At 40.5% G+C, this 13,890-nt stretch carries 15 protein-coding genes and 1 tRNA gene; 2 read left to right on the forward strand and 14 right to left on the reverse strand.

Going from position 1 to position 13,890, the window contains the following annotated elements; all coding sequences use genetic code 11:
* Nucleotides 1-5: 5 nt before the first annotated feature.
* From ACULLG_RS00660 to ACULLG_RS00680, 5 genes are all read right to left on the reverse strand, one after another.
* The gene (locus ACULLG_RS00660) at nucleotides 6-206 is read right to left on the reverse strand and encodes a hypothetical protein (protein WP_452124835.1); all 201 of its coding nucleotides are present in this window, start codon (nucleotides 204-206) and stop codon (nucleotides 6-8) included.
* On the reverse strand, nucleotides 199-819 hold the full coding sequence (lptC, locus tag ACULLG_RS00665) for an LPS export ABC transporter periplasmic protein LptC (RefSeq protein ID WP_452124836.1): 621 nt from the start codon (nucleotides 817-819) through the stop codon (nucleotides 199-201). The genes ACULLG_RS00660 and lptC overlap by 8 nt, the downstream gene beginning before the upstream one ends.
* 1 nt (nucleotide 820) lies before the next feature.
* Nucleotides 821-2,191 carry a hypothetical protein gene (locus ACULLG_RS00670; protein WP_452124837.1) on the reverse strand — a complete coding sequence of 457 codons (1,371 nt, stop codon included), beginning with the start codon at nucleotides 2,189-2,191 and terminating at the stop codon, nucleotides 821-823.
* Between the two features lie 107 nt (nucleotides 2,192-2,298).
* Entirely contained in the window at nucleotides 2,299-3,564 is a 1,266-nt protein-coding gene (locus tag ACULLG_RS00675; RefSeq protein ID WP_452124838.1) for a hypothetical protein, read from the reverse strand.
* Complete coding sequence (locus ACULLG_RS00680; protein WP_452124839.1) at nucleotides 3,565-4,293, reverse strand: type III pantothenate kinase; 729 nt, start codon at nucleotides 4,291-4,293, stop codon at nucleotides 3,565-3,567. It lies immediately after the preceding gene.
* A 101-nt stretch (nucleotides 4,294-4,394) separates the two neighbouring features.
* On the opposite strand from ACULLG_RS00680, the gene ACULLG_RS00685 reads away from it, so the two are divergent.
* Nucleotides 4,395-4,467, forward strand: a tRNA-Phe gene (locus ACULLG_RS00685).
* A gap of 66 nt (nucleotides 4,468-4,533) precedes the next feature.
* Here the strand turns inward: ACULLG_RS00685 and ACULLG_RS00690 are convergent.
* The 8 genes from ACULLG_RS00690 to ACULLG_RS00725 all read right to left on the reverse strand — a co-directional run bounded on the left by ACULLG_RS00690 (nucleotide 4,534) and on the right by ACULLG_RS00725 (nucleotide 13,175).
* On the reverse strand, nucleotides 4,534-5,112 hold the full coding sequence (locus tag ACULLG_RS00690) for a RidA family protein (protein WP_452124840.1): 579 nt from the start codon (nucleotides 5,110-5,112) through the stop codon (nucleotides 4,534-4,536).
* A 29-nt stretch (nucleotides 5,113-5,141) separates the two neighbouring features.
* The gene (locus ACULLG_RS00695; protein ID WP_452124841.1) at nucleotides 5,142-6,374 is read right to left on the reverse strand and encodes an aminotransferase class V-fold PLP-dependent enzyme; all 1,233 of its coding nucleotides are present in this window, start codon (nucleotides 6,372-6,374) and stop codon (nucleotides 5,142-5,144) included.
* A 12-nt stretch (nucleotides 6,375-6,386) separates the two neighbouring features.
* Complete coding sequence (locus ACULLG_RS00700) at nucleotides 6,387-6,854, reverse strand: RidA family protein (RefSeq protein WP_452124842.1); 468 nt, start codon at nucleotides 6,852-6,854, stop codon at nucleotides 6,387-6,389.
* Between the two features lie 50 nt (nucleotides 6,855-6,904).
* Nucleotides 6,905-7,834, reverse strand: coding sequence for an RraA family protein (locus ACULLG_RS00705; protein WP_452124843.1), 930 nt, complete (start codon nucleotides 7,832-7,834; stop codon nucleotides 6,905-6,907).
* Between the two features lie 31 nt (nucleotides 7,835-7,865).
* Nucleotides 7,866-8,966 (reverse strand): bile acid:sodium symporter family protein, encoded by a 1,101-nt coding sequence (locus tag ACULLG_RS00710; protein ID WP_452124844.1) that lies wholly within the window; start codon nucleotides 8,964-8,966, stop codon nucleotides 7,866-7,868.
* Nucleotides 8,967-8,988: 22 nt separating this feature from the next.
* Nucleotides 8,989-10,236, reverse strand: a complete 1,248-nt coding sequence (locus ACULLG_RS00715) for an amidohydrolase/deacetylase family metallohydrolase (RefSeq protein WP_452124845.1) — start codon at nucleotides 10,234-10,236, stop codon at nucleotides 8,989-8,991.
* A gap of 76 nt (nucleotides 10,237-10,312) precedes the next feature.
* Nucleotides 10,313-12,067: a PQQ-dependent sugar dehydrogenase gene (locus tag ACULLG_RS00720; RefSeq protein ID WP_452124846.1), complete on the reverse strand. Its 1,755-nt coding sequence runs from the start codon at nucleotides 12,065-12,067 to the stop codon at nucleotides 10,313-10,315.
* Nucleotides 12,068-12,446: 379 nt separating this feature from the next.
* On the reverse strand, nucleotides 12,447-13,175 hold the full coding sequence (locus tag ACULLG_RS00725) for a carbohydrate-binding family 9-like protein (protein ID WP_452124847.1): 729 nt from the start codon (nucleotides 13,173-13,175) through the stop codon (nucleotides 12,447-12,449).
* 185 nt (nucleotides 13,176-13,360) lie between these two features.
* Here ACULLG_RS00725 and ACULLG_RS00730 point away from each other — a divergent pair, with 185 nt between their 5' ends.
* Entirely contained in the window at nucleotides 13,361-13,588 is a 228-nt protein-coding gene (locus ACULLG_RS00730; RefSeq protein ID WP_452124848.1) for a hypothetical protein, read from the forward strand.
* Nucleotides 13,589-13,614: 26 nt separating this feature from the next.
* On the opposite strand, the gene ACULLG_RS00735 is transcribed toward ACULLG_RS00730, so the two are convergent.
* A complete protein-coding gene (locus ACULLG_RS00735) occupies nucleotides 13,615-13,773 on the reverse strand; it encodes a hypothetical protein (RefSeq protein ID WP_452124849.1) in 159 nt (52 codons plus the stop codon).
* Nucleotides 13,774-13,890: the final 117 nt, after the last annotated feature.

A 13,890-nucleotide genomic window follows, 5' to 3' on the forward strand; every position in this document is an offset into this window, starting at 1 on the left:
TTCGTTTATTGGTTATCTTTTTTTCGCTGTTCGAATCGCTTCCTATATTTTCTTCTAAAAAGGAACATGGCTATGGAAACCACGGCAAAGAAAATGAATATATAGGTTTCCTTGGGGTCGACACTCCAAAGTTCAGCAATTTTATAGATTGAAATGACCGCGACAGCCAAATACAAATATTCCGTATATCTTAAAATTTTAATCATCCCGTTCTTCGTTTACGTTTTCTTTTATGGTCAACAAACCATAGGTTTTATGAGCCCTAAAATAACTGAACTCTCTATTAAGATCCAATCCCTCCCCATCCATTATCGAACCATCTTCTAGATTGGTGTATGTAAAGACCTCTTCAGTGAAAATCCAATTGTTTTTTCTATCGAAAAATAATTGTGGTGTTTCAAGTTTTTTGCCGTCATGGGTTTCAATAACCACATTGCCTTGCAAATCTATCAAATTCGTCTGTGAGTAGACAATTCCATAATCGGCTATAATTACACTTTTTTGGTTTTTCTCATCAAAAAAATCCACCACTAATCCTTCTGGGAATGTACGGTATTTGAAACTCTGATTGTCATAATCTTCAGTAATGGGGCTGGTAAGAATGGCAATGACCTTGGAACTATCGGCATCTTCGGTGCTCAACTCCTTTGGAGTCTCAGTATAGGTAAGTGTAAAATTCTGCGCCACCCCTTGTGGAAAAATAGGTTTAACAGCCTCTTCTCCTACTCGCTGGTAGTTGTCCTTACAGGACATAAAAAGGAATGCCACGGTGAGAACCGTGGCAAAACTCCTTAAAATATTTTTGAATGTTTGTTTCACACTACAAATTCGGTACTTTTACGCTACCGCCTACCCAGCAGCTGAAAGTAACACGTTTTCCGGCCATACCAGAGCTGAATATCATCTCTTTCGTGGGAGCTTTTGCGGAGTAACTGGCTGCCGACTTGCTTGCACGCCCACTTAAGGATGGGTCTACACGGCCAGCTTTTCTTGCCATCTCAGCAGCTTTCCAATAGATTGCTCTTTTTTCAAATGTAGTGGTGCCACATGCATTGGCACTACCGGCATAAAGATTTGCAATCAACAAATACGCTTTCCCATTAGCTGGGTTAGCATCTATGGCCTTAAGAGCATAGCTTCGTGCTTGTGATTTGCTGCTTCTTCTAACCGTGGTGGCAATTTTATATAGGATATTGGATTTTCTATGGGAATCTGTTTCCAATTCCACCGCTTTGTTAAAGTCAGCAATAGCGCCTTTGTTGTCTCCAGATTTTTGTTTTAACACCCCACCATACATATATGCATCTGCGGATGGATCCAAGGCCAACTGAGCCTCAAACAATTTTCTGAACATTGGGTCATCGGTACATTCTTTTGAGAACATTCTTCCCACGGCCCGTTTCACCCAATTTACATCGTTCTTTTTGGCATCGAAGCTCTTTTCATATAATGGGATAAGGTTGCCGCAATCTGCAAGTGCTCCCAATTTTGAATCGATACTACCGGCAATTTTACCGTACGACTTTGAATTAACGGTAGCTGCTTTAAGCTGTCGTTTTTCTTTTGAAGTAATTGTTCCTAAAGAATCTTTTGGAAGCAATCTGGTAACCACACTGGTCAATTTCTTGTTTTCTTCTTCTACTTTTTCGGTTACATCATCATAGGTATCGAAAACTTCCTGTAAATCTTTTTTACCTCCGTCATGTAAATCAACCAAGCTTGAGAAGTATAGATAAAGTGCCTTTGGATTTTTGAAGTTATTCTTATCTTCTTTAAAACCCTTTCCAAGCATTTCGTAGATCTCACTGTCGGAAATCATTTTATTATCGTACTTCAACAACACCGCATCTATAATCCTTGGTGCTGGCGGGAATTTTTTTGGAAAGTATTTTCCACTGTTGTCGTACATGGTCAACAACTCTTGGATATATGCATCTTTGTCCGCTCCGGAAGAGTTTTCAATTTTGTGCTTTAAGATGCGCTCTCCATAGGTAAAGTTTGCCTTGTTGATATCTGGGCAGCTTTCGTAGACCATTTTCCAAGGCTCATAGGCAGCATCGTAATTTTTAACTTTTGCGTGTTCTGCGTAAATGGAAAGATTGGTCATGCACTCAGGATTTTGAGCTTGGGCCATACTTAATCCCATCGACATAAGAATCGCTATCATCGTTAAGTAGTGTTTCGTCTTCATCTTACTAATTTTAAAGCGGTTAATGTACAAATTTTCATTAAAAAATCATCTTAATGCAACATATATTGGTGGTTATTTATGGATAATTCAAAAAAAGAGACTTGTTCTTAATTTATTTTTCTCTTGACGAACCATCTATCATTTAAAGATAATCCAATGTTGATCTTAAAATAACTTTCTTCTATTAGGTTGGCATCTGTTGTTCCACGTCTTCCCAGCTCGAAACCTACGTTGACATTGGAAAAATTATTGCTCAACGGTAGACCAAATCCAAAAGTTATGCCAAAATCGTTTATCTCCTTGTTGTTGACTTGTAATCCGCTTACATTATACCGAAGTCCGGCTCTATATGTGATTCTTTTAAAATAGCTGGAAAGTGAACGATAATCTGGAATATAATATCCTCCAAATGCCATTGTACTTGCATCGTTATAGGTTACATTGTCCAATCCCAAAAAGTCATTTTTGAATTCACTGAACTTCTGAAAACTATATTCTCCTCCTAAAAACCATTTTTTATTTTCTCCAAAACCAAGCCCAACGGTAGTTCTTGTTGGAATCTTCAGTTCGGTATTTCTCAAATTATTGGCATCAAGGTTAACATCGACCACTTCCACTTCATTACCTCCAACCAACGAAAATGAACCTAATCGAGCTGAATTTTCTGAGGTAAGATTGACTTGTGTATTTACCAACACCGAGGTGTAAAGGGTGTATTTGTCTTTTATGGTTGGGGTATAGTTGAGGGCGTAGTTGAAATCGTATCCATTTATTCGCGATTCTCTATTATCCAGTGTCCCTAACTGAACATCTTCCACACTTTGAAGTCTTTCGTATTTGAGTGTGCCAAAATTAAAATTCACCGTAGCACCAAGACTCAAGTTCTTCATGGGTTCAATTCCCAATGAGATAAAAGCCCTGTTCAAACCACCTTCCCCAGAAAAAGCGTTGGTAACTGTTTGACCATCGGTATTTGTAGTTTCATCCCTAAGATTGTACCCCACGGAGGAAAAAGGCATGAGACCAAAACCCAAACCTGCATTTTTGGCTATGGGAAATCCAATCGCCAAGTAGTCCAAATTGGTTACTGATGCATTTTGTTGTTCCGTAAAATCCTTCAATCTGAACTCCGTTCTGGAAATGCCACCTGTATATGCCGTTAACCTAAGTTTAGAATAGGCAGCCGGATTGGTGAGGTTCAAATGAATGCTGTCTCCATACATGCTTATCCCCCCCATCATTTGGTTTTCTACCGACCCACTGTTCCTAATGTCTCCTATTCCAAAATAAGAATATGGTGATATGGTACCGTTTTGCGCAAAAATGCCATGTGCAGCCACGCAAAAAAAAGCGATCAAAAATTTCTTTACCATCTAGCGTTTGTTGTATTCCAGCAAGTAATTAAGCCCCTCCAAGAGAAATTTAGAATTCGCAAATATGGTATTTTTTAGTCGTTTAGCAAAAAAATGGGAGTCTCCGCCTGTTAAAATAACTGTTAAATCTTTAAAGCGGGTTTTATACTGACTTATAATGCCATCCAATTCTTGTGAAACTCCGTTAATAACACCACTGTGCATGCTGGTTTGGGTTGAATTCCCAATAAAATCCAAAATTTCCTCTGGCTGGAGCAAAGGAAGTTTTGCGGTTTGGTTATGCATGGCCTTATACCGCATTTGAACTCCCGGAGAAATAGCCCCACCTACGTATTCACCGGAATCATTGATCATATCGTAGGTAATGCAGGTACCTGCATCAACCACCAAGGTGTTCTGTCTTGGATTTTTATAAAATGCCGCAGTTGCCAAAGCCACACGGTCCATACCTAAGGTATGGGGAGTGGCATAACTGTTTTTAAAAGGTATTTTGGATTCACTTGATAGGACGTGGACCTTACAGAATAATGATACTATATCCCGTTCCTTGTGCTCAAGAGGTCCTACGGACGAAATCAGGGCGTGGCCAATTTTAGGGTATCGTTCAAATAATTCCTTTACCATGCTTAAGAACATGCTGGGTCCAGAACTTTCATCCAATAGCAGGCTTCCGTTTTCAAAAACGGCATACTTTGTCAAGGTGTTGCCTATGTCTATTACCAAGTTCATAATGCAAAGATGAAGAATTGAAAAAAAACCCTTGCCTTTTTTCAAGTTTTTGTTTGTATATCCTAATTTTGAAATTATATTTGCACCCGCTTAATAAGCATGGTACCTTAGCTCAGTTGGTAGAGCAACGGACTGAAAATCCGTGTGTCCCTGGTTCGATTCCTGGAGGTACCACAAGAAAAAACCGCATTCATCCTAGATAAGATGTTGCGGTTTTCTTGTTTTAGAGTACTGCTAAATTTACTCTACCTCTACGATCATTTCGATTTCCACGGCGATGTTGGTCGGAAGCGATCCCATACCCACAGCTGCACGGGCATGCTTGCCTTTTTCTCCAAAAACTTGAACCATCAAATCTGAGTATCCGTTGACAACCTTGGGGTGATCTGTAAAATCGGAAGCTGCGTTTACCATTCCAAGTACTTTTACAATTCGTTTTACCTTACTTAGGTCGCCCAATTCGGCTTTTAACACCGACAATTGGTTGATTCCCGTAACCCTGGCGGCATAGTAGCCTTCTTCAATGGATAAATCCTCTCCGATTTTCCCCGTAATGTATTCTCCGTTGGATTGCAAAGGTCCTTTTCCTGCTAGAAAAATCAAATTTCCTGTTCGCACCGCATTCACATAATTGGCCACAGGTGCAGAAGGTGTTCTCAACTCAATCCCCAATTCAGCCAATTTGGCTTCTGGATTGTAATCGGGGTCCTTGGCTTCAATAGCCACTTCTGTTTTTTGCACGGTTTCTTCTTTTTCTTGGGATGTTCCGCAAGAAACCATCAACAATAAAAGTAGGATTCCTGAAAAATAATTTTTCATGGTCAAATGTTTATTGGATTTGCATAAAACTATGCATTTTCCAGCACTTCCTTTACTCTTTGCGCAACGATTCTTTCCTGACCCGGAACCATCATCCATGTCGTTATACCTATGGTATCTTTATTTCCAACAGTGGCGATGGACGGATGACCATCTTTCAATTTTTTCCGCGCTTCCTCTGCTGTGATCTTGACTACACTCTCATTCCATTTGATCCGCAATGATGGAACATGGTTGGCATGTGGCGGAACATGGATCTCAGTTTCCACTCCATTTACCGATGAGGCGCTATCGCTAATCAGCTTAATCTGACTTTCCCACAGTTTCCATTCAGCATCATGGTCCTTTTGCAAATATGTTTCCACTGCCGCCAACATTCCCAGCACTTCTTCTTTATTCACCTTCATCCCTCTACCTATAGTAGTTCCTCTTGGTGGTGTATGCAATCGAGCTGCTTCAATATATTTGCGCTTGCCCAACAAAAGTCCAGCACTTTGTGGCCCTCGAATTCCTTTTCCTCCTGAAAAAGCGACCAGGTCAAATCCCATTTTTGTGAATTTAAAAAGGTTTTCAACCGGAGGTACGTCCGCTGCACAATCAATAAAAGTTGGTATTCCGTGTTTTTTGCCCAAAGCAACAAACTCTTCTCTTTTAATCTCTCCTTCTTCGGTATTGGCATTTAAAAACCACAACATTGCGGTATTCTTGTTGATGGCTTTTTCCAATTCTTTGGCAGTTTTCACCCAGACCAACTTGGCCCCAACATTGGTCAGTGCCTTGGAATATCCAATATTGTGCGATTCTTGGAGAATCACCTCATTTTTCAATCCGGTGGTATCGGGTAACTGAGCCACAATTTTTTCATCCATTCCAGCAAGTACACCTGCCATTCCAATGGACATGGCTCCAAAGGCTCCTGAAGTTACTGTTGCATATTCGCATTCTAACAATTCGGCGATTCGTTCTCCAACCCTATCTTGAAGTTCATCCAAGTCGACATATTCGGTAGCACCAAAAGTAATTGCGGACAGCACATTATCCGACATTAGGGAACCTGTCATTGAGGTGTAGGTTCCAGCGGCATTGATGAAGGTCCTAATCCCCAATTCTTTAAAAAAATTGCGTGATGCGGGCGTCTCCACGGCACCACGCATCATTTGAGGTGTAAGCAACCCTGTTCCTACCAATCCACCCACTACCGGGAGACTTGAAAGGGTTTTTAAAAGTTTTCTTCTTGTGAGTTTATCTTGTCGTTTTTTCATTTTTTCATTTTTTTAATCTAGTGCTGCTATACAATCTATCTCAACTAATGAATCGCCGGGTACTCCACCGTAAACGGCAACAGTTGTTCTAACTGGTGGGTTCTCTCCAAAACGTCCCCGATATACAGAATTCATTCCATGATAATCCTCAAGATCATGTAGATACACATTTACTTTGAGCACCTTATCCATGGAAGAGCCATTTTTCACCAATTCTTTTTCAATTTCCTTTAGTACATGATCTGTATGCGATTTAATATCTCCTTCAAAGTGAGCTCCTTTTCCTGCAACATAAAGGGTATTGCCATGTTTTACAGCTCCAGAGAACAATGGGATTTTTTTATCCTGTACAATTTCGCCCACTACTTCTTTTTTAGGTTTCGATTCTTTCCCCATTGCCTTTACCGAACCTACGCCCAATATAGCTGCGAGCCCCATTCCCAATTTTTTAAATGCCGATCTTCTATCTGTTCTTTCCATTTGTATAATGCTTTAATTATTAATTTGTTTTTATGTTTTGAATTGGGTTGTTACCACATTCTTTTTTCCAATAGTTCTTTTACTTGTTCCTTTGGAACAGGAAGTTCATCAATATGGCTTCGCAGCCATTTTGAAAAATCCTTCTCAATCTCATCTGACCATTTGTTATCGATTTGTCCAGGGGTATATTTCCCTTCTTTCAATCTTGATATTCCGAATAAATCCCTCAGCCTGACAACCTCGGATGTCACCACCACTTTTTCGGCCAAATGTGACGGAATAAACATGATGCCTTCCTTTTTTGCCAAAACTATATCTCCTGGAAGCACCGTAGCAGCACCTATGCGGATAGGTGCATTAATGCTGAGCAACATCACTTCAGTCAGAAAAGATGGGTCCCACCCGCGCACAAAGGCATTGAATCCTTCAATCTCGGAAAGTCCTTCCATGTCCCTGCTTGATGCATTAAAAACGACTCCATTTTTTGACTTGGCATAGATAGAATTACCAAGGTTATCCCCAATCAATGTTCCATTTACAATTTTTCCAAAGGCATCGGCCACATACACATCGCCTTCAACCAGCATGTCAATAGGCCAAGAATTGGTGTTGCCAATTCTTCCATCGGCTTGTCCTTTTTTCTTTATCTGATCGGACACATCGGGGCGATTAGGCATGTACTGCACTGTAAGTGCGCGACCTACCACAGGTACATCATCATGTAAAGGTTGCCAACCACTTTCAAACTGATTATGATAACCTTCGTTTCGTAACACCCCCCATGCTTCTTCAATTGTTACTCTTTTCATTCGTTCTAGCACATCATCGGCAACTTTTGGCCTACCATCTTCAAATCGCTCCCCGTTCCATTGCGGGGTAAGGAACTTCATCTGGTCCTTGGTCAAAGTCTGTGCGGTTATGGTGCCAAAGGCAACCCAAACAAATGCGATAACCAATGTAAGTCTATAGTTTGCTCTCATCTTTAAAAATTTGGTCATGTTCATTTCCTGTTTATGTTTCTTTAGGTATATTTTTTTTCTCATTGGGGTCTTTGTCCCGCCACCAAGTAGCCAATGAAGAGCCTGAAATGTTCATCCAAGGTCCAAAAACAGCGGGTGCTAGTCCAATGGTCGCTACTTTGCCCATTTCCAATGCTATGCCTGAAGCCAAACCGCCATTTTGCATTCCAACTTCAAGAGCGATAGTTCTGCAATCTTGTTCTTTCATTTTTAATGCCCTGCACGACCAATACCCTAAGAAATACCCAGCGATATTGTGAATAATAGCCGCCAAAATCAAGAAAAGTCCTATGGTGAGCAGACTATCTCTTCCTGCTGCGGTAATGATTGCAATGATCAATGCAATACCAGCCATAGATACAACAGGCATTGCCCTGTCCAACCATTTGGCTTTTCCGTGGAAAAAATAATTGAAAAGTAATCCTGCAATTATTGGCAAAATCACAATTTTGACTATGCTCATCATCATTCCCAAGAAATCTATGGGGACAAACTGCCCGGCAAAGGTTTCCATCAATAAAGGGGTCATTAAAGGGGCCAGCACTGTTGAAACTGCCGTTAAGGTCACCGATAACGCCAAATTTGCCTTGGCCAGATAGGCCATAACATTTGAGGCCAATCCGCTAGGAGATGACCCGATCAAGACTACTCCTGCAGCAATCTCCGCTGGAAATCCAAATAGACTTGCAATGGCAAAGCCCAGTACTGGCATAATAGTAAATTGACAGATCAATCCAACCAGAACACCCTTGGGCATTTTTACAACTCCCGCAAAATCCTTTATACTCATTGCGGTACCCATCCCGAACATGATCAACTGTAAAAGGGGAACTATCAAAGATTTTAGCTGAAAATCACCTATCTGGGTGAAAAAAGATGGATAGAACATAGAAACACTAACTGCTGCAAACACCAATACGGTGAAGGAGAAGCCCTTGAACTTTTTATGTCCCCTAATTCCCAAAGCCAGTAAAAGGAAAAAGAATACAATGGCTGGTCCAGTTTGTGCTCCATAGCCCATAACAAGCATGATCATGGTTGCTACAAGGCAAATTAGAGAAGCAATCAGTAATAATTTAAAAGGTTTTTGCATTGGTTGGTTTTTGTTTTAATTATTAATCATCCCATGGTGTACTCGCCATTCCATTCAGGTCCCATACTACATCGCCTTCTCTAAGTGTAAGTTCGCATTCCAGTTTTTGGGTCCCCTTCATTTTTTTTCTTTGGGTATCTATAAATCCAAAATCACCCTTCCTCAGATTTAAAATTGCAACATCGGCAACTGCTCCTTCGGAGAGATGGCCCAAATCCTCCCTTTTTATAATTTGTGCCGGTTGCCAGGTAGATGCAGCGATAACCTCTTTTAAAGGCATCTCCATATTTAAGAATTTAGACATTACATTTATTTGGCTCTTCATTCCCCCATTCATACTCCCTGTATGCAAATCTGTGCTTATGGAATTGGGTTTAAGTCCTTGTTTCATTGCGGGAACAGCTTGCTCAAATAAAAAGCTGCCTCCTCCATGCCCCACATCGAAGATTATGCCTCGCTTTTGTGCGGCAAAGACATAATCTCTTACTTTTCCATTTTCATCAACAATGGGCGTCCGTCCTTTTACATGGGCATAAGTATGGGTGAAAATATCTCCGGGTCTAAGCTTTTCCATAAACAATGTTTCTATGGAAAGTTCAGGGTCGCTTCCCCCAAAATCAATCATGACCGGGATATTCGCCAACCTACCTGCTTCAACGACCTTTTCGGTGGGTTTCCAATCAAATCCATGATAATGCGCCAACTTTACCCCAACAATAACTCCAGGATATTGTTTTGCAACCATGGCGGTCAATTTGGGGTCCATATCAGCCATGTTTTGTTCAATGGCCCCTCCTTTCATTCCTGACCCAATAATATTTAGGAAGGACAACACTCTTGTTTTAGAACGATCAATGGTCTGTTTTTTAAATTGCTTGAAATTTTTCCAACCTGCCCCTCCAACATCAACAATTGTGGTTACCCCACTGCGAAAGGAAAATCCATCGGGAGGTAATGCAGTATCACTATTACTGAGGTAGGCATCGGGTTCGGTACCATGGAAGTTATGGCTATGGATGTCCAACAAACCCGGGGCAACATAAAATCCCTTGGCATTTATGACCTTTTTGGCATTTTGTTGTGGAATTCGAGCAGCTACTTTGGCAATCTTTCCATCTTTGATGGCCACATCCATCACCTGATCAATTCCATTTTTGGCATCGATAACATGTCCATCATTTATGAGTATGTCAAACTCTTGGGCGGTGGCACTACCGGTTATAATAATGGCCAATATGGCGATAATGATGTTTTTGTTGTGTGTTCTCATTTTCAAGTGTTTTTCGGCTAACCATTCAATCGGATATTGCCCTCTTATTCATGGTATAGTTGGTTGTCAATTTAAATTATTCTGCCCCAGAACTGTCTCGAATTGCTTTTATCTCTTCTGGTTGAATCGCGCTTGCTTCATTATCAAAATTCGAGCGGATGTACGTCAATACCTCAGCAATTTCTTCATCTGAAAGAAAACTGTGCTGGGGCATAACCCCATTATAGGTTTCTCCATGTACTTGTATGCTGCCTTCCATTCCTTCAAGTATAATCCTAATTAGCCTTTCTTTATCACCGCTAACCCAATCGGTATTGGCAATTGGCGGAAATCTCCCAGTAGCTCCGCCTCCATCTTTTTGGTGACAGGCACTACAATAGGTATAATAGGTTTTGGCTCCGCCCGATATCTCATCCTGCATCAAATTATCTTTTACTCTATCTGGGGTACGGATGTGTGAAAGCTCTTTTCTTTTTTCCATTACGGCCAATTCCTCTTCTCCGAAGGAATCTCTATCTCCGTCATAGGTTATCTTCCATATTTTGCCTTTTACAGAATCGGAAATGTACATGCTCCCATCAGGCCCAAAAGCAATTCCCATGGGACGATAGATTGCATCATTTACACTTTCTAGAGGATCAACTCCTGCAAAACCATCTACAAAAACCTCCCAATCCCCGGATGGTTTACCGTCTCTGAATGGAACAAAGCCAACAAAATATCCGGATTGGGGATAAGGTGCCCTGTTGGTCGATCCATGAAATGCAATAAACGCCCCATTTTTGTAATGTTCAGGAAAGGCATCACCTTCATAAAACACAAGATCATTAGGAGCCCAGTGCCCCGGAAAGCCAACAATAGGGTCATCATATTGATCGCATCTCCCAACAATTTCACCATCTCCTCCATATTCGGGTGCCAACACTTTCTTCTCTTTAATTTGATCGTAATAACAATACGGCCATCCAAAATCCGAGCCTTCGGTCACTCTGATAAATTCTTCCGAAGGAAGCAATGCGCTTTGCCACGGATCATATTTATCGGGGAACAATCGTAAAAGATCATCCCTTCCGTGCATTACCACATAAAGGTTTTTGTCTACCGGGTTCCAATCCATGGCAACAACACTTCTTATTCCTGAAGCGTATTTGTAACCATCCTTTTGGGTCTGCCCCAGTTTATTTGCATCGAATCTCCATATTCCTCCATGGTGTTCTAGTTGAGGGCAAGGATCTATACCTGGTGCTCCTGGGGTTCTTTTTGGACTTTGACAGGCGTTGGAGGGAGCTCCAAACGGGATATACATATATCCTTTATCATCAAATGCCAAAGGTTTTCCTATATGCTCGTGCTTGCCATGGGGATGATCATCAGTAAATACAATTTCCATTTCCCCTTCGGGAACTAAAGTACCTGGTTTTAATTTGTATCGATAAACAACCAATTCTGAACTGAAATAAAGGTAGCCGTTATAGATTCTCATTGCCGTGGCATAACTCCACTTTTGACTTGTTCTATAGGACCCAAAACTTTGCAAATGGTCGGCACTCCCATCTCCATCGGAATCCTGAAGAACCGTAATGGATCCCTTTTCGCTGGAGTTTCTGAGTTTGGCATAAAGAAATCCGTCTTCGGAGACTGCCATATGCCTAACTTTTCCTTCGGTACTGTCAACCACCACTACAGCCTCAAATCCATTTGGTAAAAAAAGTCCCCCATTCACAGGGCCGTTATCGGGTGTGCATTGTATGCAAAAAGCAATCATAAAAAGGCAATACAATACAGTTTTTGCACGCACGCCAAAATTTTTAAATGCTATAACTTTGTTCATTGGGTATGCTGGTTGGTCTGCCATGGTTCTGTCAAAATAAGCGTGTGAATTTTCCAGCCCCTGAGCCCGCCAGAAAATCTTCCTTTTATAGTGGTGTCAATCAATATGTTGAACTGTACTACTTATATGACTTCAAAATTTGGCAAATGACATCAAAAATTGCTCAGCTCATGCCACCTCTGTCATACATCGCAATACCTCAATCAACAGCGATAGGACGACCCGATTAAAACTAGACTTTTAACTTCCTCAAAGCAAAAGATTTAGACCAAGAACATATTACGAGCATCTGTTCAACTGTATTTTACCCATTACCGTAATTGGTCCTGGTAGGGAAGTACACTAAAATTTTATTTTGTTCTGTCCACACGAAGTGATGTTATTCAAACAGTAGTTCACCAAAAAACTCAGGTCTGTGAAAATCCGGTTTTTCCGTTTCTATTGGGTTCCAACTCAAATAATGGGGTTTGGAGGTAGCGTCTGCACATTTGTAAAAATTTCCCCGAGATCTCAGCCCTTTTAATTGAATTCCTGGATCATGCGTCAAAATTTCTGCAGGAATGATTACCGTCATTTCCCAGGTATGTCCGCCAGTTCTTTCGATAAACGACTGTGCCCCTAATGAAGATCTAATCTTCAACATGTTCTTAATAGTATCAGCAGCAATAAATTGTCGGGGTCTCCTTTGTGGTCCATGCGCCAAAAGGGTGGTGCCTATACAATTGATTTCAAAATTGTAATAATTCCCGTTGCCCATTGGGTCAAAAAAAAACTCCACACAGCTATCCTTGAACACATAACTATTGGGTTCGGTTTTCTCGGCCAGAATATTTTCTTCTGTCACTTCGTATTTCAACCAAATCTGGTTGTTGTTATGGGCAATTTTAAAACCAACTTTAGGCTGATAGGGAAATTCGTTCCAGTTTATAACATCAACATAATGGGTTTGCACCTGTTGGTCCAACAATCTGGAAACGTTTTTAAAATCAACTTCTCCATCATACTCAATTTCCTTTACGTTCAATGTTTTGTGCACAGCAGGGGTTTTGGTGTTGCAAGCGGCAATTATTAGGGTCAGCAAAAAATAACAATATGCTTTTTGGCGCATGCGTGAAGTTTGACTTTATGTTCTAAATGTACAAAATGTACTTTTTTTCGTTTTTCGAATTATTTCTGTTAAGCTATTGTGGGATTCATAATTATTTCATAAATATGAAAATCGAATACCAGTATAGGTAGAAAATATGAAACTAAGGCTTATATTTAGCCGATCTAGATTAATTTTAAATAAAAATGTCCGAGGATTTATTAGAAAAGGCAAAAGAATTTGAAAGCAGGACTTTAAGTCACATGTCTACGAGTGATAGGGTAGCCGCTTCACGTGAAGCCAAAAGCTTGATACTTTCCATAAACGAAATTTATAAAGAGACCAAAGACTCCAATCTAATGGATGTCATGAAAAGTCTTACCGAGAAAAAGCGTAAAATTGAAAAGCGCTTAAAAGGTACTCCATTGGTGTAACCTTGGTTTTTTGCTTCCCATTTATTTTAAATTGAAACCCGTTGTCCAATAAGGCAAGGGGTGCTCTTGTTTAAACACATTCCACCTTCAGGAAAATTCAGTCGATTGCAATCTACAGCACAATTGATACCATTTACATTCTTTTCCATGCCATAAGTAAAATTGTAAATTTTTGAGCGCTTCATTTCAATAATTTTAGGGTACAATTAAAACCTCAACCAAAAACAAACACTTTTGAAATGAACACTATAGATCAAAAAATGGGCTATCTATTTTGGTATTTTGTAATAGCTTGCTCAGTG

Source organism: Flagellimonas sp. 2504JD1-5 (assembly GCF_053618295.1).

Bases quoted from the DNA above. Each gene is read 5' to 3' on its own strand.
- ACULLG_RS00700 (WP_452124842.1), bottom strand. From the start codon at position 6,854: ATGGAAAGAACAGATAGAAGATCGGCATTTAAAAAATTGGGAATGGGG.
- ACULLG_RS00710 (WP_452124844.1), bottom strand. From the start codon at position 8,966: ATGCAAAAACCTTTTAAATTATTACTGATTGCTTCTCTAATTTGCCTT.
- ACULLG_RS00680 (WP_452124839.1), bottom strand. From the start codon at position 4,293: ATGAACTTGGTAATAGACATAGGCAACACCTTGACAAAGTATGCCGTT.
- ACULLG_RS00675 (WP_452124838.1), bottom strand. From the start codon at position 3,564: ATGGTAAAGAAATTTTTGATCGCTTTTTTTTGCGTGGCTGCACATGGC.
- ACULLG_RS00695 (WP_452124841.1), bottom strand. From the start codon at position 6,374: ATGAAAAAACGACAAGATAAACTCACAAGAAGAAAACTTTTAAAAACC.
- ACULLG_RS00690 (WP_452124840.1), bottom strand. From the start codon at position 5,112: ATGAAAAATTATTTTTCAGGAATCCTACTTTTATTGTTGATGGTTTCT.
- ACULLG_RS00725 (WP_452124847.1), bottom strand. From the start codon at position 13,175: ATGCGCCAAAAAGCATATTGTTATTTTTTGCTGACCCTAATAATTGCC.
- ACULLG_RS00660 (WP_452124835.1), bottom strand. From the start codon at position 206: ATGATTAAAATTTTAAGATATACGGAATATTTGTATTTGGCTGTCGCG.
- ACULLG_RS00705 (WP_452124843.1), bottom strand. From the start codon at position 7,834: ATGAGAGCAAACTATAGACTTACATTGGTTATCGCATTTGTTTGGGTT.
- ACULLG_RS00715 (WP_452124845.1), bottom strand. From the start codon at position 10,236: ATGAGAACACACAACAAAAACATCATTATCGCCATATTGGCCATTATT.
- ACULLG_RS00730 (WP_452124848.1), top strand. From the start codon at position 13,361: ATGTCCGAGGATTTATTAGAAAAGGCAAAAGAATTTGAAAGCAGGACT.
- ACULLG_RS00735 (WP_452124849.1), bottom strand. From the start codon at position 13,773: ATGAAGCGCTCAAAAATTTACAATTTTACTTATGGCATGGAAAAGAAT.
- ACULLG_RS00670 (WP_452124837.1), bottom strand. From the start codon at position 2,191: ATGAAGACGAAACACTACTTAACGATGATAGCGATTCTTATGTCGATG.
- ACULLG_RS00720 (WP_452124846.1), bottom strand. From the start codon at position 12,067: ATGAACAAAGTTATAGCATTTAAAAATTTTGGCGTGCGTGCAAAAACT.